The sequence below is a fragment of the Pseudobutyrivibrio ruminis DSM 9787 genome (assembly GCF_900218035.1).
Taxonomy (GTDB): Bacteria; Bacillota; Clostridia; order Lachnospirales; family Lachnospiraceae; genus Pseudobutyrivibrio; species Pseudobutyrivibrio ruminis.
The window spans coordinates 51,027-71,871 of the sequence record NZ_OBMR01000009.1; the positions used below are offsets into that span (position 1 = coordinate 51,027).

General features: G+C 38.5%; 25 protein-coding genes and 2 tRNA genes. 3 read left to right on the forward strand and 24 right to left on the reverse strand.

The window, feature by feature from the left end; genetic code table 11:
- Nucleotides 1–35 precede the first annotated feature (35 nt).
- The 16 genes from CRN97_RS10125 to CRN97_RS10200 form a co-directional block, all read right to left on the reverse strand.
- Entirely contained in the window at nt 36–779 is a 744-nt protein-coding gene (locus CRN97_RS10125; protein ID WP_090531040.1) for an amino acid ABC transporter ATP-binding protein, read from the reverse strand.
- On the reverse strand, nt 769–1,497 hold the full coding sequence (locus tag CRN97_RS10130; protein ID WP_097076857.1) for an amino acid ABC transporter permease: 729 nt from the start codon (nt 1,495–1,497) through the stop codon (nt 769–771). The genes CRN97_RS10125 and CRN97_RS10130 overlap by 11 nt, the downstream gene beginning before the upstream one ends.
- Nucleotides 1,498–1,502: 5 nt before the next feature.
- A complete protein-coding gene (locus CRN97_RS10135; protein WP_097076858.1) occupies nt 1,503–2,273 on the reverse strand; it encodes a transporter substrate-binding domain-containing protein in 771 nt (256 codons plus the stop codon).
- 201 nt (nt 2,274–2,474) lie between these two features.
- Nucleotides 2,475–3,464 (reverse strand): nucleotidyltransferase family protein, encoded by a 990-nt coding sequence (locus tag CRN97_RS10140; protein ID WP_097076806.1) that lies wholly within the window; start codon nt 3,462–3,464, stop codon nt 2,475–2,477.
- 95 nt (nt 3,465–3,559) lie between these two features.
- Nucleotides 3,560–3,814 carry a 30S ribosomal protein S18 gene (gene rpsR, locus CRN97_RS10145; protein WP_028234190.1) on the reverse strand — a complete coding sequence of 85 codons (255 nt, stop codon included), beginning with the start codon at nt 3,812–3,814 and terminating at the stop codon, nt 3,560–3,562.
- A gap of 46 nt (nt 3,815–3,860) precedes the next feature.
- Nucleotides 3,861–4,301: a single-stranded DNA-binding protein gene (locus CRN97_RS10150; RefSeq protein WP_033152471.1), complete on the reverse strand. Its 441-nt coding sequence runs from the start codon at nt 4,299–4,301 to the stop codon at nt 3,861–3,863.
- A gap of 24 nt (nt 4,302–4,325) precedes the next feature.
- Nucleotides 4,326–4,616 (reverse strand): 30S ribosomal protein S6, encoded by a 291-nt coding sequence (gene rpsF, locus CRN97_RS10155; protein ID WP_044939204.1) that lies wholly within the window; start codon nt 4,614–4,616, stop codon nt 4,326–4,328.
- A gap of 158 nt (nt 4,617–4,774) precedes the next feature.
- On the reverse strand, nt 4,775–5,533 hold the full coding sequence (locus CRN97_RS10160; RefSeq protein WP_090481942.1) for an NAD-dependent protein deacylase: 759 nt from the start codon (nt 5,531–5,533) through the stop codon (nt 4,775–4,777).
- Between the two features lie 23 nt (nt 5,534–5,556).
- The gene (locus tag CRN97_RS10165; RefSeq protein WP_097076807.1) at nt 5,557–6,015 is read right to left on the reverse strand and encodes a divergent PAP2 family protein; all 459 of its coding nucleotides are present in this window, start codon (nt 6,013–6,015) and stop codon (nt 5,557–5,559) included.
- A 16-nt stretch (nt 6,016–6,031) separates the two neighbouring features.
- Nucleotides 6,032–6,877 carry a 16S rRNA (cytidine(1402)-2'-O)-methyltransferase gene (rsmI, locus tag CRN97_RS10170; RefSeq protein ID WP_097076808.1) on the reverse strand — a complete coding sequence of 282 codons (846 nt, stop codon included), beginning with the start codon at nt 6,875–6,877 and terminating at the stop codon, nt 6,032–6,034.
- Nucleotides 6,878–6,901: 24 nt separating this feature from the next.
- A complete protein-coding gene (locus CRN97_RS10175) occupies nt 6,902–7,645 on the reverse strand; it encodes a tRNA1(Val) (adenine(37)-N6)-methyltransferase (protein ID WP_097076809.1) in 744 nt (247 codons plus the stop codon).
- The gene (locus CRN97_RS10180) at nt 7,645–8,520 is read right to left on the reverse strand and encodes a PSP1 domain-containing protein (protein WP_074791112.1); all 876 of its coding nucleotides are present in this window, start codon (nt 8,518–8,520) and stop codon (nt 7,645–7,647) included. The genes CRN97_RS10175 and CRN97_RS10180 overlap by 1 nt, the downstream gene beginning before the upstream one ends.
- A 12-nt stretch (nt 8,521–8,532) precedes the next feature.
- A complete protein-coding gene (gene holB / locus CRN97_RS10185) occupies nt 8,533–9,573 on the reverse strand; it encodes a DNA polymerase III subunit delta' (protein WP_097076810.1) in 1,041 nt (346 codons plus the stop codon).
- A gap of 19 nt (nt 9,574–9,592) precedes the next feature.
- On the reverse strand, nt 9,593–10,033 hold the full coding sequence (locus CRN97_RS10190) for a YaaR family protein (protein WP_033152486.1): 441 nt from the start codon (nt 10,031–10,033) through the stop codon (nt 9,593–9,595).
- Between the two features lies 1 nt (nt 10,034).
- The gene (locus CRN97_RS10195) at nt 10,035–10,628 is read right to left on the reverse strand and encodes a nucleoside/nucleotide kinase family protein (protein WP_179670737.1); all 594 of its coding nucleotides are present in this window, start codon (nt 10,626–10,628) and stop codon (nt 10,035–10,037) included.
- A 46-nt stretch (nt 10,629–10,674) separates the two neighbouring features.
- The gene (locus tag CRN97_RS10200; protein ID WP_097076811.1) at nt 10,675–12,033 is read right to left on the reverse strand and encodes an aminotransferase class I/II-fold pyridoxal phosphate-dependent enzyme; all 1,359 of its coding nucleotides are present in this window, start codon (nt 12,031–12,033) and stop codon (nt 10,675–10,677) included.
- A 64-nt stretch (nt 12,034–12,097) separates the two neighbouring features.
- Between CRN97_RS10200 and mobA the strand changes: the two genes are divergently transcribed.
- Entirely contained in the window at nt 12,098–12,715 is a 618-nt protein-coding gene (mobA, locus tag CRN97_RS10205; RefSeq protein ID WP_097076812.1) for a molybdenum cofactor guanylyltransferase, read from the forward strand.
- A gap of 3 nt (nt 12,716–12,718) precedes the next feature.
- Here mobA and CRN97_RS10210 read toward each other — a convergent pair whose 3' ends face one another.
- Together CRN97_RS10210 and CRN97_RS10215 are read right to left on the reverse strand one after the other, a co-directional pair.
- On the reverse strand, nt 12,719–13,573 hold the full coding sequence (locus CRN97_RS10210; RefSeq protein WP_097076813.1) for a hypothetical protein: 855 nt from the start codon (nt 13,571–13,573) through the stop codon (nt 12,719–12,721).
- Entirely contained in the window at nt 13,573–14,205 is a 633-nt protein-coding gene (locus CRN97_RS10215) for a type IV toxin-antitoxin system AbiEi family antitoxin domain-containing protein (RefSeq protein WP_052169752.1), read from the reverse strand. Before CRN97_RS10215 ends, CRN97_RS10210 begins: the two co-directional genes overlap by 1 nt.
- Nucleotides 14,206–14,376: 171 nt before the next feature.
- On the opposite strand from CRN97_RS10215, the gene CRN97_RS10220 reads away from it, so the two are divergent.
- On the forward strand, nt 14,377–14,889 hold the full coding sequence (locus tag CRN97_RS10220) for a hypothetical protein (protein ID WP_097076814.1): 513 nt from the start codon (nt 14,377–14,379) through the stop codon (nt 14,887–14,889).
- 128 nt (nt 14,890–15,017) lie between these two features.
- Here the strand turns inward: CRN97_RS10220 and CRN97_RS10225 are convergent, their stop codons facing one another.
- Nucleotides 15,018–16,412 (reverse strand): D-alanyl-D-alanine carboxypeptidase family protein, encoded by a 1,395-nt coding sequence (locus CRN97_RS10225; RefSeq protein WP_097076815.1) that lies wholly within the window; start codon nt 16,410–16,412, stop codon nt 15,018–15,020.
- 112 nt (nt 16,413–16,524) lie between these two features.
- Between CRN97_RS10225 and trmB the strand changes: the two genes are divergently transcribed.
- Nucleotides 16,525–17,169: a tRNA (guanosine(46)-N7)-methyltransferase TrmB gene (gene trmB / locus CRN97_RS10230; RefSeq protein ID WP_033152503.1), complete on the forward strand. Its 645-nt coding sequence runs from the start codon at nt 16,525–16,527 to the stop codon at nt 17,167–17,169.
- Nucleotides 17,170–17,257: 88 nt separating this feature from the next.
- Here trmB and CRN97_RS10235 read toward each other — a convergent pair.
- From CRN97_RS10235 to CRN97_RS10255, 5 genes are all read right to left on the reverse strand, one after another.
- Nucleotides 17,258–17,330, reverse strand: a tRNA-Lys gene (locus CRN97_RS10235).
- Nucleotides 17,331–17,533: 203 nt separating this feature from the next.
- The gene (locus CRN97_RS10240) at nt 17,534–19,057 is read right to left on the reverse strand and encodes a hypothetical protein (protein ID WP_097076816.1); all 1,524 of its coding nucleotides are present in this window, start codon (nt 19,055–19,057) and stop codon (nt 17,534–17,536) included.
- Between the two features lie 12 nt (nt 19,058–19,069).
- Nucleotides 19,070–19,675, reverse strand: a complete 606-nt coding sequence (gene fliY, locus CRN97_RS10245) for a flagellar motor switch phosphatase FliY (protein WP_097076817.1) — start codon at nt 19,673–19,675, stop codon at nt 19,070–19,072.
- A gap of 185 nt (nt 19,676–19,860) precedes the next feature.
- Nucleotides 19,861–19,934: transfer RNA gene (locus tag CRN97_RS10250), tRNA-Arg, on the reverse strand.
- Nucleotides 19,935–19,963: 29 nt separating this feature from the next.
- A complete protein-coding gene (locus tag CRN97_RS10255; protein WP_179670738.1) occupies nt 19,964–20,839 on the reverse strand; it encodes a DUF3881 family protein in 876 nt (291 codons plus the stop codon).
- Nucleotides 20,840–20,845: the final 6 nt, after the last annotated feature.

Below are 20,845 nucleotides of genomic sequence, written 5' to 3' on the forward strand. Positions count from 1 at the left end.
ACATCACTATGAATGTAAAGCGCCTTTGCTTTCTCCTATATTACTTTGTCTAAAAATGTTTTAAGTCTTTCTGACTGTGGATGCTCAAAAATCTGCTCTGGTGTCCCCTGCTCAATCAACTGACCTGCATCCATGAAGACTACCTTGTCTGCTACCTCTCGGGCAAATCCCATCTCGTGAGTAACAACTACCATGCTCATTCCTTGGGCAGCCAGCTCCTTCATTACATCCAAAACCTCTCCTACCATTTCTGGATCGAGGGCTGATGTGGGCTCATCAAATAACATAATCTTAGGATTCATGCAAAGGGCTCTGACAATTGCGATACGTTGCTTTTGACCACCTGACAGTTGGCTTGGGAAAGCCGTCGCCCTATCTGCCAAACCAACTCTTTCCAAAAGCTCCATTGCATATTCCGTTGCCTCGTCATTTGACTTTCCTAAAAGTCTTGTAGGTGCAATTGTAAGGTTTTTCAAGATATTCATGTTAGGAAATAGATTAAAATGCTGGAACACCATTCCCATTTTTTGACGATGCTTGTTGATATCTGTCTTAGGGTCTGTAATTAAAACATCATCTACAAATATATTTCCCTCTGTTGGAATCTCTAAGAGGTTCAGCGAGCGTAAAAGTGTTGATTTTCCCGAACCAGAAGGTCCAATAATTACAACAACCTCTCCCTCATCTACATTAATTGAAATATTATCAAGCGCCTTTATGGTTCCACCCTTGTAATATTTCTTCAGGTTTTCCACTCGAATTATTTTGTTATCTTTCATTAGCTCGTAACCTCCTTTCCAATTTTCCAACGAGATATGTTAATACAAGTACTAAAAGAAGGTAGATAACTGCCACACCAAACAGCGGAAGAAATGCTGAAAATGTACGTCCTCGAATTAAATCTCCTGCCTTTGTTAAATCAGTAATTCCGATATAACCTGCAATTGATGTCTCCTTTATAAGCACAATGAACTCATTACAAAGAGCAGGTAATACATTCTTTACCATCTGCGGAATGATTATATGAAACATCGTCTGAAGGTAATTAAATCCAAGTGAACGTCCTGCCTCAAACTGTCCCTCTGGCACTGCCATAATTCCTGCTCGAATTATTTCTGCCACATATGCACCTGAGTTAATTCCAAAGGCAAACACTGCTATCTGAACATCATTGTTTGATGTAGCAAATACTATGAAATAGGCAATTAAAAGCTGTACTACTGTTGGCGTACCTCTAATTACTGTTAGATATATTTTGCAAATTACATTGCAAACACATAATACGTAGTATCCTAAATTTTTTCTTTTCTTCAGACTTTCAATGTTCTTATCATAGGTTGAACGAATGGATGCCACTACAGTACCAAGAGCTATACCTATCAACACTGCAAACAATGTGATTTCCAGTGTTACAAATAATCCTTCGATGATTAGCTTATATCTTTCACTCTCTAAAAAAACAAATTTGAAATCTGAAATAAAATTACTGAACCACATCATCTTTAATCCTCAGCAGAAATATATTTGCTAACAATCTCATCTATAGTTCCATCTGATTTAAGCTTAGTCAAAGCTGTATTAATCTTTTCAAGAAGCTCATCATTTCCCTTTGCTACACAGATTGCATACTCCTCTTCTGCATATGCTGACTCAAGCAACTCAAGTCCATCATTTGCTGCCACATAAGCCTTTGCTGGCTCCTTATCGATGATTACGCAATCAACTTTGCCTGACGCCAAAGCCTGAACAGCATCTGGACCTGCCTTGTAGCGAACAATTGCTTCATCGCCATAATCGTCTGTAGCATAGATATCACCTGTTGTATCCTGCTGCACACCAATCTTTGTATCAGCTGAAATATCATCAATGGATTTGATATCAGAACCTGCTGGAACTATAACTGACTGAACTGCTACCGCATATGTCTCAGAAAAGTTTACGCTCTCTTTTCTCTCATCTGTGACTGTCATTCCAGCCATTCCCATATCGTATTTACCACTCTCAACACCTGCTATGATAGAACCAAACTCCACGTCCTCAATAACAAGCTCTAGATTTAATTCCTCTGCTATCTTTCCTGCTATTTCAACATCTATTCCCTCATACTCACCATTCTCAACAAACTCGTATGGAGGGAATGTCGCGTTAGTAGCCATAATCAGCTCTCCCTCATATTCTCCTTTTTTTGAGCTTGAGCTAGCACCACAACCTGTAATCATAGCCATGGCAACAACCATTGTCATAATAAGTGCAATTAATTTTTTTCGTTTCATCATACCATTACCTTCCTTTTCCTTTATTAGCGTATATGCGTTTTTGAATATAAAAAAAGAGGCACATGTCAATCGACATATGCCCCTTTGCACATTCACGCTTTATTTATGTGCAAAATTATATCTATCCTTTCTTTTGTTTGTCAACAAGAATGTTTATAACACAATTGTGTATATTTATACTGCGTTAGAAATTGATTTTTAGTCCACCAATCCATTTTGAAATCTTGATAAGTGTTCAAATGGTAAAATCTGTCGTCCCCTAAATAACCCACAGCCATCATTTATCAAGCTGTTATTTACTGCAGTAAACATATTTACATCAAGTTTTGCCAAATCTAAATTTTCCAAGGATACAACCCTCTCATAAGCCTCATCAAAGAATACACATTCCCCTTCCGGTATCTCTAATCTTCTGTTTTTCTGCTGCTCCTGAGACTCCACATATCTCAGATGATTAGACTCTCCAATTTCAGCACTATCATCCATGGATTTCGTTCTAAGCTGCACCTCAACGTGGCACCTTGCCTGATTATCAAACAAGGTTAAATGTAAGGATCTATATCCAAAACTGGTTGGCTTATGAACATAATCTCTATAGGTATCCCACAAACTTTTATCCAACAATTCCGAGCATTCACGCCCTTCCAAATTTGCCTTAACAACTGTAAACCCCTGGGATTCCAAGAACACAGGCATTTTATTTGCTATTTCATATAAAAGCTTAATCTCTTCCTCTTCTAAATCCTGTCCCTTTTTTAAATGACACTTAGGTAAAGAGATAACGATTCGATAGGCGAGTACATCCCTAAAACAACTTAATTTTTCCTTTATCTCCTGGGTCGCTGGGAAATGATGGTACTTCTGATAGTATTCATATATGAAGTCCACAATGTATCTATTAAACTTTTCTTCCGACCGGATAATAGATTTAATTCGCCCCTTAAAGGTGAATGCCAAATATGGATATGCTACTACCATATATTTATAGAACTCACGAATTCTTTGAGACTGAGAGGTTAAAAATTCGTTGTGCTCTAAAAGCTCATATATAGTTTCAAGAAATGCGCAGTGCACTAAGTCCACCTGATTATGAGTTGATAATGCGTTTTCCTCCAGATCATCTATATATTTCTGTAATATCCTAAAAATTGTCTCTCCATCATACAAATAATCGTTTATTTTAATCATGTTTCTTCCCCCATTATCTCCTTCTTTCTGTAAAATAAAAAGGCGCCTCAAGCCACAATTGTGACTCAAAACGCCTTTGTTTGTAAATTCAAGAATTAATCCTGTACGTATGGCATAAGTGCAACGTGACGAGCACGCTTGATAGCTACTGTAAGAGCTCTCTGGTGCTTAGCACATGTGCCTGTGATACGACGTGGAAGAATCTTTCCACGCTCAGAAATGTACTTCTTAAGCTTTGCTGTATCCTTGTAGTCGATAACGTTATCTTTACCACAGAAAACACAGACTTTCTTTCTTCTATGCATTGGTCTTCTTCTCTGCTGACCATCGCCTGTCTTATTAAAAGCCATGATTTAACCTCCTATAGATGTTAGTCAAAGCTTTCGTTGCCTTGACTTAGTTGAACGGTAATTCCTCGTCAATTCCATCAGGGATATTCATGAAGCCGTCGCCTGCATCTGAGCTTGGTGCGAAACCTGCGCCACCGTCGAAGCTGCTGTTTCCGCCGCCCTGAGAATTCTTGCTCTCTGCGAACTCAACATTCTCACATACAACATCGGTAGTGTAAACCTTCTGGCCGTCCTTGTTTGTGTAGCTGCCTGTCTGAATACGACCTTCAACTACGAACTTTGTGCCCTTGCGAGCATACTTCTCAAGGAACTCACCTGTCTTGCCAAATGCAACACAGTTAATGAAATCAGCTGTCTGCTCATCTCCATCGCGCTTAAATCTACGATCAACTGCTAATGAAAATCTTGCAACAGCGCTGTTGTTTGCTCCACCGTAACGAACTTCTGGGTCTCTTGTGAGACGTCCCATAAGAATAACTTTATTCATAATTAATCTCCTTATCTTATACTATTAAGCCTCGTCAGCTCTAACGCATAAGAATCGAAGTACGTTGTCCATGATGCGAACATTCTCCTCGATCTGAGCAGGTACGCCTGGCTCAGCATCGAAGTGGATGAAGTAATAGTATCCTTCATTCATCTTCTGAATGTCATAAGCAAGTCTCTTCTTGCCCCAATCATCGACGTCTGAGATCTGTCCACCAAAGCGAGTGATATACTCCTTTGCCTTTTCAACTGTGGCAGTTCTTGCATCGTCTTCGATCTTCGCATTAACAACGAGTGCTAATTCATACTTGTTCATGCTTTCTACCTCCTTTTGGTCTATTGGCCAAACTAGCAATGCTAGCCTAGCAAGGATATAAATGTTTTATACCACGAATTAAGATAATAGCATGAAGCCGTGCGTTTTTCAAGGCTTAACTGAATTTTTATTGTATTTTTTGTATTATTTTCAGTGAATTACAATTCTATTCCCTGAAGCTTTGCCAATTCTGTAAACACCTGTCCGATTCTATCGGTAATCACCAGCGTGTTCTCTGCTCTACGAACTGATAAATCGGTTTGGTTGATTATTACCAGGTATTTTCCTCTGAAGTAATTAACAAATGATGCTGCCGGGTACACTGTAAGTGATGTTCCGCCAATTATCATCATATCTGCTTCTGAAATGGCTCTGATTGCGCCTTCCACTGCATCCTCAGGCAATCCCTCTTCGTAAAGAGTGATATCAGCCCTGACTGTTCCGCCGCAATAATCGCACTTTGGAATCTCATCCTCTGAATCAAAAATGAAATCTACTGGATAGCTGGTTCCACAGTTCATGCAGTAATTACGAAGTGCACTGCCGTGGATTTCATAGACTTTCTTACTGCCAGCCTTCTGGTGTAGTCCGTCGATATTTTGAGTGACCACGCCTGTGAGCTTACCCATTTCTTCAAGCTTTGCCAGATATTTATGGGCATTGTTTGGCTCGATGTTTCGCGTATCCATCTTTTGTCGATGAAATTCGAAATAAACCTTTGGCTCCCTAATCAGACAGCTGTGACTAAGTAGATACTCTGGCTGGTACATGTCAAATCTGACATCATGCTGATTGTACAAGCCGTCCTTGCTTCTGAAATCTGGAATTCCACTTTCTGTGGATACTCCCGCTCCGCCAAAAAATACGATTTTCGACGAATCTTCTATCATATTTTTCAGTTCTTCAATTTTATCCAAAACATTTCCCCCCTTCTTAGATTCTATATGTTAAGGTGTAAAACAACTACAGCACAGATGATTCCGATGAGTATTCCAACAGCTATTTCTGGAATGGTGTGACCCATCTTTTCCTTGAATCTGTTGATATCAAGTGGCTGCTTGCCTTCTTCCTTACGCTCTTCGTTAAGATTGTTCAGTGCCTTACCTTGGCGCTGTGTTTCAAATCGAACTCCTCTTGCATCATAAATAACAACAATTCCAAAGAATAATGCCATTACAAATTCAAATGAAGAAGCCCCGTAAATTGCGCCAGTCACAACCATAAGCGCTGTAACCGTGGCTGAGTGAGAGCTTGGCATTCCCCCTCCGCCGTATAATCTCTCCTTGCAAAAACCTGATTTTACAGTATCGATGATGATTTTAATAATCTGCGCAATAAACCATCCTGCTGCAGGTGCTAAAAAAATCTTGTTTGTAAACAAATCCACGATGAAATGCATTATACTCTCCTATCTCCTATAGCAAAGCGTTGTAAATATCGCGCTTGCTGACTCCTCTGTCCTTTGCCACTGCCTTCATGGCTTCCTTTTTATCCATGCCCTTGCTTAAGTACATATCCATGTGCTCTTCAATGGTCATGTCTTCAAATGCCGCTCTTGCTTCTTCTAAAACCTCTGCTTTAGATTTGCCAGCTATAACAAGAACGTACTCTCCTCTAGGCTCTTTCGTCTCGTAGGATTTTAAAGCTCCACCGATTGTGGTCTTCTCTTTTTCTTCATGCTTCTTTGTAAGCTCCCTACAAAGTGTGATTCCTCTGTCCTCACCAAGCACCTCTGCAAGCTCTTTCAATGTGCCTATCAGATGATGTGGTGCTTCATAAATAATGACAGTTCTTGTCTCGTTTCTGGTCTCCTCTAAGACTCTACGACGTTCTTTCTTGTCTTTTGGCAAAAATGCCTCAAAAGCGAATCGTCTACATGCCTGGCCAGACATGGTAACTGCTGTGATACATGCTGCTGGTCCTGGCACTGATGTGACCTCGATTCCCTCGTCGTAACACATCCTAACAAGCTCTTCCCCTGGATCTGATATGCCAGGTGTACCTGCGTCGGTGATGACTGCAATATTCTGACCTTCTTTTAATTTTTCTATTAGAGTTATGGCCTTCTCCACTTTATTGAACTCGTGGTAGCTGGTCATTGGTGTATCTATTTCAAAATGATTTAATAGCTTTATTGAATTTCTTGTATCTTCTGCTGCAATCAAATCAACCTCTTTGAGAATTCTTACTGCTCGAAAAGTCATATCCTCAAGGTTTCCTATTGGAGTTGCAACTAAATATACTGTTCCTGTCTGTGACATTTATAATCTCCTATCGGAAGATAATTATTTATCTAATCCGTATATCTCGTAGATTTCATCTGTGTACTGGCCTGGCTCTTTGTATACAATCAATGGCGCCTCCACTGTAAGCTGGGCTCCGCCGCCACGCACACCTTCTATCAGAACCATGTTTGGCTCCTTGTCCACGTATGGGTAAACCAGACGCATCCTCTTTGGTTCAAGCTTGTACTTTCGCATGGCTTCAAAGATTTCTACTATGCGTGATGGTCTATGTACAAAGTAACATCTGCCTCGCTGTCTTAAAACAGCTGCTGTTTCTCGCACCACATCATCCAGCGTGCAAAGCAGCTCATGGCGAGCTATGGCCTTAGCATCGTTTGGATTCTTTAATCCATGATGATTTGTCATGTATGGTGGATTGCTGGTGACCACATCCATGGAAGCTTTTCCAAAGATTTCACTAGCACTTTTGATGTCACCTTCTATTATATCAATTTTCTCTTCCAGATGATTAAACATTACTGATCGGCGTGCCATATCTGCGCTTTCTGGCTGGATTTCAAGGCCAGTAAAATGCTTTCCCTCTGTCTTTGCTTCAAGAAGAATAGGCAGAATCCCTGTGCCTGTTCCCAAATCCAGAACCCTTTCTCCTTCCTTGACGCTAGCAAAGCCCGATAGCAAGACAGCATCCATGCCAAAACAGAATTTGTCAGGATGCTGAATTATTTGATATCCATTTATTTGTAAATCATCTAGTCGCTCGTCTTCCTGCAACAGATTATTCATTAATTATCCTCCAGGTCGGCAAGTTCCTTTGCCTCTTCCTTAGAAACCTGTACCTTCTTTTTACGAGGCTTAAACTTAAGTACTGATGTAGGATAATCCTTTACCTCTTTTAAATCGCCATCTTCAAAAAGAACTCGTACAGTCTGACGAAGAACGTTTACCGACTGAACTGTACCTTTGATTCCCTCAGGAGTTGTGACTGCGTCATTGATTCCTGGAAGGCGGCTATTAAGGTATTCGTATGTCTCCTGCTCGTTCTTTAAGCAGCACATAAGTCTGCCGCAAAGTCCTGAGATTTTTGTAGGGTTAAGTGAAAGGTTCTGCTCCTTTGCCATCTTGATTGATACTGGGACAAAATCTCCCAACCAGCTTTTACAGCAGAGCTCTCTACCGCAGATTCCGATACCGCCCATAAGCTTTGTCTCGTCACGAACACCAATCTGACGGAGCTCGATACGTGTATGGAACACTGCTGCAAGATCCTTTACAAGCTCTCTGAAATCGATACGTCCATCTGCTGTGAAATAGAAAATAAGCTTGTTGTTGTCAAATGTGTACTCAGCACCAACTAACTTCATTTCAAGCTCACGCTTTGCGATTTTCTCCTCGCAAATTCGCATAGCCTCTTTTTCTTTTTCTATGTTCTTGATAGCCTTTTTAGCATCTTCTTCTGTAGCCTTGCGGATGATTTTCTTGATAGGTCCTGGAACCTCATCATCTGAAATCTCCTTGTCTACAAGTAAAACTGTTCCGATTTCAACACCGCGAACTGTTTCAACAATAACCTGATCCTCACGCTTAAGCTCTATGCCGTTTGGATCAAAATAATATACTTTTCCGCCTCCTCTGAAGCGTACTCCAATAACCTTTATCATCTAGTGTCTCCTTTAGTTTTCAGGATTTCTCATCCTCTGTATAAGAAGCATAATGGTCAATTCAAAATTGACATTTGCATTTAGTCTGGCTCTAGTTTCTGAGATTGCATTGAAAATCTCGTTTAGGCCATGATATGACAGGCTCTGTGCCTGGTCGTGAATATCGAAGGCATCCTCTGAAAATAAGAGTAAATCATCCCTCGATGTCGATTTATATAATAGCACATCTCGATACCAAAGAGTTATTAAATCTAGCAATTGCTCGATAAATGGCTGAAATTTCTCATTATCAGAATCTTCTTTTTTATCCCTATCGTTGTCCTCTTTGATGGATTTTACTTCGTCAGCTATCTGCTGCTCATCCATTTTGCTTGCTTTTTTGCATAGGGCAACAACACGATTTTTAACATCATTGAAAGTTACATCTGTAGCAAGTGCAATGGCCTTTCCCACATTTCCCTGGGCAAAGCTTGCCACCATCTGAGACTGATAATCAACGGTCTCATACTGTGTCTGCAATATCCGCTTTATGCTTTCTGTATCTACGGATTTCATTTGGATAAGAACGCATCTAGACAGGATTGTCTGAAGAAATGCATTATGATTTGCTGTAAGCAGAATGATAATCGCGTATTCCGGTGGTTCCTCAATGGTCTTAAGAATGGCATTCTGCGCCTGAGGATTCATTCGTTCTGCTTCATCTACGATATAGATTTTATATTTGCTGCTGTATGGCTTGATATCAACATCATTTACAATCTGCTCACGTACTACATCTACGCTGATGTTATTCTTGCCATCTTCTCTTCTAACGTAAATAATATCAGGATTATTTCTCGATAGAGCTTGTTTGCAGGAATGACATTCCATACAAGCATCATCTTCAGATGGATTTTCACACTGAAGCATTGCTGCAAATGCCTCTGCAAGCATCATCTTTCCAGAGCCTTTTTCACCGCTGAAAATATAGGCATGGCTATGATTTCCTGTTTTAACTGCATTTCTTAATAGGCTCTTTGCCTCTTCCTGCCCTACTATCTGCGCAAAGCTCATCTAACAAAATTCTCCTAATCTAGGTGATTATATCAAGGAGCAATCCCCTGATTTCATCTACTCTATTTAATATATCAATGTGGTCTTTTTCATCTTGAACGAGGGCTGTTGCCAGCTCATCCATATGCTCATCTACAAGCTTTATCATACCATAAACTCTATGGCGACCACGTCTGTCTAAAAAGTTTTCTCGCGAAAACTTGTGGCTTCGATTTACAACCTCGTTAAGGAAATCCTTGACCAATCCGCGGTAGCGCTTCATGTCACGAATATCCATATGCTCAGACAAAAGTTTTCCCTGAGTGGTTATGTCATTTAAAAGATTTGTGAGCTTTTCCTGAAGCTCAGCATCATCTACGGCTGCTGCAAGTGTAAATTTGAATGTGTCATCTACAGGTGCTGTGGATTTTGCCTGGTCTGTAGGTTGAACTTGGCTCACATCATTTACTCTAATATCCATGCTAACCCTTTCTATCTTTTATAAAGGCGGCGATTCTATCGCAAGTGATTCTGCTGTCATCATCGTTTTTGAAGACATTAGAAACCTGCGCTGCATCCAGATTCTCCTGTGAGAAATCCTGCTGGTCAGCCAAGAATCGTCTGCACATCTCTTCGTACTTTGGGTGTTCCTGACTGCGTTCTCTTTCAAGTGCTCTCGAAAGACGAACACCATCATCTACCTCTATATATATCGGCAAAACAGCGTCTTTTCCGTAATAATCACGAATCTTTACAAAGCTTTCAACTGTACCAATGATAAGATAATCATTTTTTGATAAATCGATCTGGCCATCATCTACAGTGAAATAAAACCATGGGCCGTGAACAGTATCGTATTTACGAATTTCGATTACCTTGCCTGCCTCTACTAATTTATCCTTTTCCTCGATGGATACGAAGTTGTATTCATCACCAGGCTTTTCATTACTTCTGATAGGTCTGGTTGTGTATGAAACAATTCGCTTTAAGTCCAAATCCCCTTTGTCTAGCAAAAGCTTAAATATAGTGTCTTTTCCCGATGAGCTTTTGCCCATTATGCAATAAATACTTCCCATTTTGTCCTCTTTTTTCTTTTGTATCTAAAGTATAATTCAGCCAAGCTTAATTGACAACGTAGATACAGTCATTATTTATTCCCGTTACGTGTATTCCACATTCTTTTGCCTGGCGGATCAGTTTGATTGCTTCCGCTGAAATGACTTCCCCTGGTACTACAACAGGTGCCCCTGGCGGATAAAGACAAATTTCATCCTGACATACAAATCCTGTGGCCTGTGAAAGGTTGACCTGTCGACCTTCGCCCTTTTTGGCTTCCCAAGGCTCCATTATTTTTTCGCTATCAATCCAGACCATTGGCACATCTACGTTTCCATTCTCTAGTTCTTCGTCAATTTCAAGCAATGCTTTTTTTAATCTCTCAAAACCTTCCCTGGAATCCATAATGCTTGTCATGGCAAGCAAATATGAAAAGCTTGAAAGCTCAGTTTCTATTTCGTATTTTTCCCTAAGAATTCTTGCCAGCTCCACCCCGGAGATATTTGTGAGCTTTGTAATTATTACAAGCTTTCCCGGGTCCTTTGTTTCGCCAGATTCAACGACTATTTTCAGGTGTTTTAATTGTCCACTAGTCTTGTAGAAATCCTGTAAGTTATCCACATAATCCCTAAACATATCCGCGGATTGTTCAAGAATGGTCATGCAGTGACTAATGGAATTCATCAGTACATAGCTTGGTGAACTAGTCTCGAAAATATCAAGGGCTGCAGCTATCTTTCGGCTATCAACTCTATTTCCACTCACATGCATTACCGCTGTCTGTGTAAGAGCCGGTAAAGTTTTATGGAGACTTTGGATAGTGATATCTGCTTTTCCTACTGCAGATTCTTTGAATTCATCATTGAATCCTAGATGTGCTCCATGGGCTTGATCCACAATCAATATTATGCCTTCTTTATAGCAATACTTTGATATTTCATCTAGCTTGCAATGATATCCCTCATATGTAGGACTCGTCAGAAGAATTGCTTTAGGCCTGCCGTATTTTTCTACTGCAGATTTAATCTCTTCTAAAGTTGCTGCCCTGTATATTCCATTTTCATCTGCCTTAGAATTAATATATCCAACCTTCAAGTGTCTTAGGATTGCACCATTATAAACACTTTTATGGGAATTCCTCTGAATTAAAATCAAATCATTTTCACTGCAGCTGCTGTATATCGCAGCAAGGTTTCCAACAGTAGAGCCGCCAACCAGAATAAAGCTTTTATCTGCTCCATAAATTTTGGCTAACCTTTCTTGCTCCTCTGCTATAACCTCCTCAGGGTCGTGCAAATCATCCACTCCGTCCACTTCTGTCATATCTATTTTGTATGGTCCATCAAGCATTCTCTTATGGCCTGGCATGTGGAATGGATACATATTCGATTTTGAATAATCTTCTAATATTTTTTCTAAACTCATTTTCTAGCTTTTATTTTCTACAAAGAATCAATATAATGGATTTTATCAAAGCAAGGAGGATGTTATGAATAGGACTTTAGTTATCCTTTGCGGTGGCGATAGTTCCCGCATGGGTACAAAGAAAGCACTTTTACCCTTTGAAGATAAAACTATGGTTGAATATATCTACGATAAATTCAGTCCATTTTTTGATAAGATTTACCTTTCAGTAAATGAGCGTGGTGACCTTACTCATTTGGGCCTTGATGCTCAGGAAATCCCTGATATCTATCGAAACGCCGGCCCTGTAGGCGCCATTCTTTCCTGCCTTACAATGATTTCAGGAGATAGAGCATTTTTCATGTCAGTGGACACTCCATTTATGGATCCACGCATTGCAGCTTATCTCTATGACCATTCATATAATTACGACATCACATCTTTTAAGTTTGATGGTGAATTTTTAGATACCATCTGTGGTGTTTATCACAAGCGTTGCATCGGCCCTCTTTTCAAAGGTATCTTTTTCAAAAAAGCTACCAAAAGCTATATTCAGGCTAGATGCTATACTAATCTTGTGGATACAGAAGTTATTGACAGCATTTCCACTGTTTCTATGGAGCAACAGTTCTACAAAGTAAACGACAGAAACTCATATTACTATGCTGTCTTCTCCATTTTGAAGCACAACTTTGTTTGCTAATCCTTAATCAAGGAAGCGCTTAAGCTGTGGCATCCAATCTCCAAGGAAGACCATGTTCTTTTCCATGGCGTCCCAGATTGGGCTTAAAAAATTCATTAGGCAATTATTAACGTCCGACCACTGTGGCTCGGACTTCTTTTTTTGCCTCAACTCAACCTTCCACTTTCTTTTCATGTAGGTGTAGTCACCGTAGCTTTTTAGCATATTAAGTCTTGAATCATCAATGACTATTCCTTTTTCTTTTACGAGCTCACTTAATCTATCTTTTACCTTTCGTCCATTTACTGGATTTGATGTAAGGATTTCATATGCATCATAATAATAATCCATGTTGTTAATAAGCTCTAGTTTATCTATTATTTCAAGCAAATGCTTTGATAGCTCTTCCTCTTTTGGATTGATAAGCACATCTACTTTTCTATTTCCATATGCAATAAGTTCCAAACTAATCTTTTCCGGTTCATGGCTTGCACCGTGCTTTTTGAAATATAGATTAATTGGAATATACATATCGTCGACGGTTATCTTTAAACTGATTCCTGTTTCTCCAACAGAACCATTTACCGCCATGCCCTCGAGGGCTCCTTTGGCCATTATCTCCTTTAATATATCTCGCATATAAAGGATTGCCATTTTGTCATCAAGGTCTCTTACATACTCGTAGTAGATATTACTGATGCAAAGATCTTTGTAGACATCTGTTTTGAATTCTGCGGAGTTACAAAGATATAGCTCGTTGCAATATTTTCCATTGGCAAGAAGTTCTATTACAATTTCACAGACTGCTGCAGAAAGCAAATTCTTGAAAGGAATATTTAGTTGTTCCGACTTTTCCTTTATGTTTCCTTTGTTAATCATTACAACCACACACCTATCATATTCTGGACTTTTTTAAGGACCTTACGTTCCTTGGCATATTCCATAAGCTTCGCCACATCTTTTTTCTCATCCATGATGTAGGCTAATACTCCTGTTTTGAATATTTCTCTATCTATCTTTTCTTGATATTTCAGTACGTCGCAGATTAATCTTTCTTTTGTGTAGATTTTCATGCGCCCACCAGCAAAATCCGTCTCTGTTACGCCAAGCTCAAGAACTTCTGGCTCCGTATAGTATGGTTCCACGATTGGATAATCAATGTGGAATCTGGATTTACTAGTATTTTTATTAATCGCAATACTCCACTTGTATGGTCTATCCTTCAAATAACCATATACCCAAAGCGCAGATTCAATTGTGAGGATGCCATCTTCCCCAAACAATTTATAAATCCACTGTTCTTCACTGCATTCAAAATACTTTGTAGTGTAGTATCCACTTTTTACTCTGATTAAATATCCCTCTTCTACGAACTTAAGCACGCGACGATAGTCTACTCCCAGGGCTTCAATTTCACTTGTTTTAATTAATCCGCCGTTGGCCTCTACTAAATCATTAATCTGCTCCAGCTGATACTGCTTCTTTTCATCTCTTGAAAATAAGTTTTCCATTTTTTCCACTCCTGCTTGCTTTACGAGGTTATTTTCTTCATTATCACATTCTATTATTGAGGTGTCAACTAATCCTTAGTTCTATTATATTTTATAATCTGTCTTCTATTTGTCGTAAAATTGTCCTATAATACAAATATAGCAATTAATATTGTCTTTTTGGAGGAATATATGTCTGAAGAAAAAATCACTCTTAGAAAAAATCCTTCTCGTAAAGAATGTGAGAAGGTAATTAAGAAGATACTAATGACAGAGGTGCTAGAACGAGGTACAAATGAACATTTCAAAAGCGCTTCTGATTTCATGAGCTACTTCCAGTCTCTATATCCTGCCAGTGACAGCTTAACAAAGCAGGTTCAACGTGCAGTTAAATCTCTTGGTATGCCAAAGGATGATCGAGGCTATTTCATCATAAACAAAACTGAAGAACAGCTTGGCCAGGATAAAGAAATTGCGTTTCTTATGACAAAGTCTCATTGCGAGCTCGTTCCTTTTGAAAATTATGAAACTTTATTTTTGAAGGCCGATGGAAAATATAAGGATTATCTATTCCAGCTTCTTTCTGAATCAGATACATTTGCAGACAAGGTAATAACCATGATTAACTCTTCAAATGGAATCATATTGTTTACAAACAACAAGCATCAGTTGGAAATTCTGATAAATAGTCTGATAAATAGATAAATATTTTCTGCAAACGTGAAAATAATTTTGATGTCTGTGAAAATGCAAAACGACAGTCTAACAAATATAGGCTGTCGTTTTTATTATGCTTTGTCGTTATTATAAAGAATCAGGACATTTCTTGTCGTTTATCTACGTCTTTTTCTTTTCTTACCATTATCTCTAATGATAGTCATGTTTGTCTTTTGTGGTCTTTGATGTCTGCTCATAAATCGATGTCTGAATAAAAGTATCTCACTTGATTTACTTCTTATAAACATAATCAAACAAATAACCGCAAGAACTATAAGGATTACTAACCCAATTTTTGGATAGTCAACTTGTATATATTCTTTACCGCTTCCACCATTTTCTACAGGAATATTATCGAATGGATAGCTTCCGGCTGTTTCTGCGTTTGTAAATATCAGATTTGCATATCCTACAGACTTATCTGCATATGAGTATTGTAGCTGGCCTATAACTGACGAATCTTCTGAATCAGAATAAGGAACTACTGTTGAGGTTACATCTAATATGCTGGCTGTCTTTGGAATAACGATTATTCCATCTTCATCTACTTTTATTAATTCACTGTTTTCACTAAGGATTCCTGTTACATTAACATCATCCTCTGATATTGAAGCAAAATCCGCTACTGCATACTTGCTAAAGTTGTCAAAACAGTACTCAAACAGGTTTGTTGTATCAGTATACTCATCTGTGGTTGTATCTTTCATTACAACACACACAAGTGTCATTCCATCTTTCTTTGCATATGTAACAAGTGTTGCACCTGCCACTACAGTGTATCCTGTTTTACCACCTAGACAATACTCATACAAATACTGATTTGTCTTGTAGTAATGAAGCATTTGATGGTGGTTATTAAGTGGCGTTGGATCTGAATGCTTATTTGTAGCTGGGATTGTGTAGTTCTTTGTTCCAACTATTTCTGCAAACTTTGGAATCTTGTATGCAGCTCTTGAAATCAGCGCCATGTCATAAGCACTTGTATAATGCTCTTCATCAGGAAGACCATTGGAATTATTGAAGTGAGTGTTCTTGCAGCCTAGCTCCTTTGCCTTAGCGTTCATCATATCAACGAAGCTATCCATATCACCAGCAACATGCTCACCTAATGCGTATGCACACTCATTTGCTGATTCTAGCATCATTCCATAAAGTGTTTGCTCAACTGTCATTTCCTCGTTAACATCTCTGGCAATGCTGGAAGAACCAAGCTCTGTACCATATACCGCTTCTGCAGAAAATGTGACTGTCTCATCCAAATCGCAATTTTCAAGAACGATAAGTGCTGTCATTATTTTTGTAATACTAGCTGGATAATGTACATCATCCATATTCTTAGAATATAGGATTGTTCCTGTTTCCTCTTCCATTACAATGGCTGATTCCGCCACTACATCAACTCCACTAGGCCAATAATCTGCAGCCTCAGCCTGGATTGATTTCATTGTAAATATACTATTAGCAATAAAAATAAAGGCTAATGCCTTTGCAAGTTTTCTTTTTATATTCATACTCTTTTTCCTTTACGACTATTTAGTATAACTTCTCTATTTAGTCTGTTGCAATACTAATCTTACGATTTTTATGTTATAATCCATTTTGATTTTATTTTTGGAGGTTATTATGAGATTAAGAAATATCCCAGGAGCTGATGAGGTTGTTGCAAATAGTCCTTATTGCATTCAGAACCCTACAAAGCTCAAGGGCTCATATAAAAAAGAAGTATTTGGCAATGACAATCCTATTCATATTGAAATCGGAATGGGTAAAGGACAGTTTATCACTACTCTTGCAAAAGAGAACCCTGATATCAACTACATAGGTATCGAAAGATATACTTCTGTTTTACTTAGAGCCGTTCAGAAGGTGCAGGATGAAGAAATTCCTAATCTTCGTTTTATCTGTTTTGATGCTGCTGAGATACTTGATATCTTTGCTTGCCATGAAGTAGATAGAATTTATCTAAACTTCAGCGATCCATGGCCAAAGGACAGACATGCAAAGCGTCGCCTTACATCTTCTACTTTCTTAAACAGATATAATTCAATTCTTTCTAAAGAAGGACATATTGAATTCAAAACTGACAACAGAGATTTATTTGATTTTTCTGTAGAAGAAATAGACAATCATCCTTTATGGAAACTTGATGCCGTAACTTACGATTTACATAATGATGAGACTATGAACGCCGGCAATATTATGACTGAATACGAAGAGAAGTTTTCTAGTAAAGGAAATCCAATTTGTAAGCTCATTACAAGTAGATAATAGTAAAGCCTTGATTATTACAATCAAGGCTTTTATTTTGAATATTTTTAGATATAAAAAAACCACCGAAAAAACTTCGATGGTCAAATGCGCGATCAGGGGTTCGAACCCTGGACACCCTGATTAAGAGTCAGGTGCTCTGCCAGCTGAGCTAATCGCGCTCATTCATTTGTTATTGCCTCAGCAACGAATATAAGTATATAGCCTGATTGATTATTTTGCAAGCCTTTTTTTCATTTTTTTACGTTTTTTAACAACTTTTTTTACTACAGTTATCTGAAAATTCCAACACGCCCTCCCTTTATCGTTTATTGAATATATAAATAACAATACCTGCCTCTGATTTGAGACAGGTATCTTAATTTTATATATTTGCAAATAGCTTTTCTATTTCTTCTGGACTCATTACCCTATTAGGATCTGTTAAATCAATTCCTACATCTGGGATAACTATTGAATCATCTTCTGGCTCTGGCTCAGGCTCTGGCTCCGGTTCAGGTTCCGGCTCTGGTTCCTCTTCTGGAATATCTCCAACCTCTTCTAACAGAGCATCCAAGTTTGCACCTATGTCTTCTACTGGAGCTTCTTCAGCTGCAGGTTCTTCTACAACCGGCTCCTCGGCTGGGATTTCTTCTGCTACTGGTTCCTCTGGAACTACTTCTTCTACTGGAGCTTCCTCAGCCACTGGCTCTTCTGGAACTACCTCTTCCACCGGAGCTTCTTCTACTACTGCATCTAAGTCAAGGCCAAGGTCATCGACTGGCTCCTCTGTAGTTTCTTCCTCTACCACTGCATCCAAATCAAGGCCTAAATCATCAACTGGTTCTTCAGCTTCTGGCAATTCCTCTACTGGAATTTTCTCTTCCACTGAAGGTTCTTCTACTATAGCATCTAAATCAAGACCAAGGTCTTCAACTGGCTCTTCTGTAGATTCTTCTTCAATTACAGCGTCTAAGTCAAGTCCTACGTCATCAATTGGTTCTTCTGTTGGTATTTCTTCAACAGGAGTTTCTTCTATTGCTGGTTCTACTGCTTCTTCTGGAATCTGAATATCTTCTACATTGGTTATCTCCTCTGCAAGAGCTTCCTCAGCTACTGACTCCTCTGGAATTACTTCTTCCACTGGAGCTTCTTCTACTACTGGTTCTTCTAATGGAACTTCCTCAACCATAGGTTCTTCCATTACTGGCTCTGGTTCAGGTTCAGGTGTCACTGCAGGTTCAGGCATTACTGGCATCACTGGAGGTGGTGTCATCTGCATAGGCTGAGCCATAACAGGAATTCCATTTTGAATTTTACCTTCGATATTTGATATCTGTGATGTAAGTGCTGCTATCTTTTGCTGTATATCAAGGTTTGTTTCTTTTAATAAAGTTTGCTGTTTTTCAAGAATCTGACTGTTACTGTTTTCAAGCTTTTCCTGAATATTTACCAGCTGATTGATTAACTCATCATTTGAGTTCATCAAAGCATCTGTGTTTTCCTTGCTTCGTGAAATAGTAACCTTAGCTACTGCTTTCTGTGCATTTATGATATCTTCTGCAGGTAAAGCACTGTTTTCCTCAATTGCTCGAAGTCTTTGATCCATTTCATCAAAGCTTTTCTTTATGACGAGATACGATGCCTTTTGTGCATTGTAGATTTCCTCATACTTTTCCTGCTCCATGTTTTTTTGTTTAAGAGATATATCTAACATGGCACTTATAAGGAAAAACAATGCAACAATCATCAGAAGTATTCCTACCGCCATAGCCATGAAATTGCTTTTGAAATTTATCATGATATAAAATTCCATGATAATTAACACAGCAAGTGCTATGCTGGATAGAATAATCTGAATCTTATCCTTGGCTATTTCTGTTTGAATTTTCTTTGTGTTCTCGTCCATTGTGCCCCCTAGTTAATCCTTTTTTTCAAATAGAGATACCATATCCTGTGCAAACGAAATAGGATACAGCTGTACCATAACTGAATCTATTATCGTTCCAATTTTTAGATCAAATGTTATTTTTACAAAATCTATTTCAGGTGATTCAAATAATCTCTCGAATATTTTTACGCTTTCTACGTCAATATTGTCTGTTTTTGGTGGTGAAATATCTACTACTCTATTCAGTAGCTGTGACATTGAGCTTGCTGCACTTCCCATCATCTGGTTCATAGCTTCTGAAACAGCTGACAACTGAAGTTCTCCAATTTCACCACTGATATTTGTTCCATCGCCACCCATCATAAGGTCAGCGATTATTTTTACGTCATTTTCTTTTAGGATTAATACGTTACTTCCTGATAATCCTTTAATATAATTTATATGTACCAACACACAAACATTGTGATAATCATCAAGCGATTCGCTTTTACGAATTAACTCGATTTTTGGTGTTGTAATATCTACCTTTAAATTATTTAATAATGCACTTAGAGATGTTGCAGACGAACCCATGCTGATGTTCGCAATTTCTCCAAGAGTATCCTGTTGCTCTTTAGTTAAACTTAATTCTGCCATACATTACCGTCCTCCTCTAATTTATTTTCCCCCTTTTCCTAGAATTGTGTTATTTACATTCTATTATACAATATACAATTCTCCATACAAAGGTATTTTACCCCAAAGTTGCGAATTTTGTGTGGACAAAGTGTTATATTTCCTAATTCAAAAAAGGAGCCTACTTCATAGACTCCTTCCAATCATGTTCGAGATGGGATTCGAACCCACGGCCTTCCGCTTAGGAGGCGGACGCTCTATCCAGCTGAGCTACTCAAACTCGACAACTATTTGATTTTAATCTAAAGCTTAAGAAAAATCAACAGTTCCCTGTAGCCAAATAGTGCCTTTAAAACGGCGTCCTATTGTAGGTTCTCCATATAAATTATTCTTGTTTATACACACTTCAAGAACTACATCATTACTTTCTACTACAAGCAGATATAATTCCTCCATTGTGAGATGATTTACAACAGTTTTAACATCAAGAATGTCACCCATAATCTCGTATTTGTCATTCTCTATTCCGTAAGGCATAAAGAAACTTGTGACAACACTCAAGATATCTTCTCGTGAAACTCTTCTTGTAATACGCTGATATAAATCAATTTCATCCATTGTAAGGCTTTCAAGAGCTTCTTCATTTCCCTCTCTAGCCTGCTCTACAAGATCAATTCTTTTCTTGTTATTCATTTTCTCCTTTATACGACTTTTTTCATTGTCGTAAAGAGGAAGAATAACTTTTCCCTCCAAAGATAAGGCTGCCAATCTAATATCACGCTTAACACCTTTACCGTTGGTGGTATTTCTTCTGAGATACTCTCCCATGTTTTGGAGATGAAAAATAAGATTAACACCTAATCTTAATTCATCCACCATGACATGATAGCATTCTTTATCAGATTGCTTTATTACATCTACCTCGTTATTAGATGATATACTCTCACCAAGATAAGTTGGATAATAGTAATCTAAAATAAATTCATCTTTATCGTTATAGATTCCACGCAAAACAAGTCCAACATTGTCTGCCACCATATATCTAAGTTCAACAAACTGATTACCCTCAAAATCTATTGCAGACTCCTGGTAATCAGGTCGAAGAATTATTTCTTGAATAAGATTTTCTAGTGTTTCTTTATTAAGTTTACTAAATCCAATTGCTGGTAAAAATTTATGCATCATATACCG

Coding starts and splice junctions, on each gene's coding strand:
- mobA (WP_097076812.1), top strand. CDS start 12,098: ATGAATAGGACTTTAGTTATCCTTTGCGGTGGCGATAGTTCCCGCATG.
- fliY (WP_097076817.1), bottom strand. CDS start 19,675: ATGGCAGAATTAAGTTTAACTAAAGAGCAACAGGATACTCTTGGAGAA.
- CRN97_RS10150 (WP_033152471.1), bottom strand. CDS start 4,301: ATGAATAAAGTTATTCTTATGGGACGTCTCACAAGAGACCCAGAAGTT.
- CRN97_RS10240 (WP_097076816.1), bottom strand. CDS start 19,057: ATGGACGAGAACACAAAGAAAATTCAAACAGAAATAGCCAAGGATAAG.
- CRN97_RS10195 (WP_179670737.1), bottom strand. CDS start 10,628: ATGGGAAGTATTTATTGCATAATGGGCAAAAGCTCATCGGGAAAAGAC.
- holB (WP_097076810.1), bottom strand. CDS start 9,573: ATGAGCTTTGCGCAGATAGTAGGGCAGGAAGAGGCAAAGAGCCTATTA.
- CRN97_RS10125 (WP_090531040.1), bottom strand. CDS start 779: ATGAAAGATAACAAAATAATTCGAGTGGAAAACCTGAAGAAATATTAC.
- rpsR (WP_028234190.1), bottom strand. CDS start 3,814: ATGGCTTTTAATAAGACAGGCGATGGTCAGCAGAGAAGAAGACCAATG.
- trmB (WP_033152503.1), top strand. CDS start 16,525: ATGAGATTAAGAAATATCCCAGGAGCTGATGAGGTTGTTGCAAATAGT.
- rpsF (WP_044939204.1), bottom strand. CDS start 4,616: ATGAACAAGTATGAATTAGCACTCGTTGTTAATGCGAAGATCGAAGAC.
- CRN97_RS10215 (WP_052169752.1), bottom strand. CDS start 14,205: ATGGAAAACTTATTTTCAAGAGATGAAAAGAAGCAGTATCAGCTGGAG.
- rsmI (WP_097076808.1), bottom strand. CDS start 6,877: ATGTCACAGACAGGAACAGTATATTTAGTTGCAACTCCAATAGGAAAC.
- CRN97_RS10165 (WP_097076807.1), bottom strand. CDS start 6,015: ATGCATTTCATCGTGGATTTGTTTACAAACAAGATTTTTTTAGCACCT.
- CRN97_RS10225 (WP_097076815.1), bottom strand. CDS start 16,412: ATGAATATAAAAAGAAAACTTGCAAAGGCATTAGCCTTTATTTTTATT.
- CRN97_RS10175 (WP_097076809.1), bottom strand. CDS start 7,645: ATGAATAATCTGTTGCAGGAAGACGAGCGACTAGATGATTTACAAATA.
- CRN97_RS10190 (WP_033152486.1), bottom strand. CDS start 10,033: ATGGATATTAGAGTAAATGATGTGAGCCAAGTTCAACCTACAGACCAG.
- CRN97_RS10180 (WP_074791112.1), bottom strand. CDS start 8,520: ATGATAAAGGTTATTGGAGTACGCTTCAGAGGAGGCGGAAAAGTATAT.
- CRN97_RS10130 (WP_097076857.1), bottom strand. CDS start 1,497: ATGTGGTTCAGTAATTTTATTTCAGATTTCAAATTTGTTTTTTTAGAG.
- CRN97_RS10200 (WP_097076811.1), bottom strand. CDS start 12,033: ATGAGTTTAGAAAAAATATTAGAAGATTATTCAAAATCGAATATGTAT.
- CRN97_RS10255 (WP_179670738.1), bottom strand. CDS start 20,839: ATGATGCATAAATTTTTACCAGCAATTGGATTTAGTAAACTTAATAAA.
- CRN97_RS10210 (WP_097076813.1), bottom strand. CDS start 13,573: ATGATTAACAAAGGAAACATAAAGGAAAAGTCGGAACAACTAAATATT.
- CRN97_RS10140 (WP_097076806.1), bottom strand. CDS start 3,464: ATGATTAAAATAAACGATTATTTGTATGATGGAGAGACAATTTTTAGG.
- CRN97_RS10135 (WP_097076858.1), bottom strand. CDS start 2,273: ATGAAACGAAAAAAATTAATTGCACTTATTATGACAATGGTTGTTGCC.
- CRN97_RS10220 (WP_097076814.1), top strand. CDS start 14,377: ATGTCTGAAGAAAAAATCACTCTTAGAAAAAATCCTTCTCGTAAAGAA.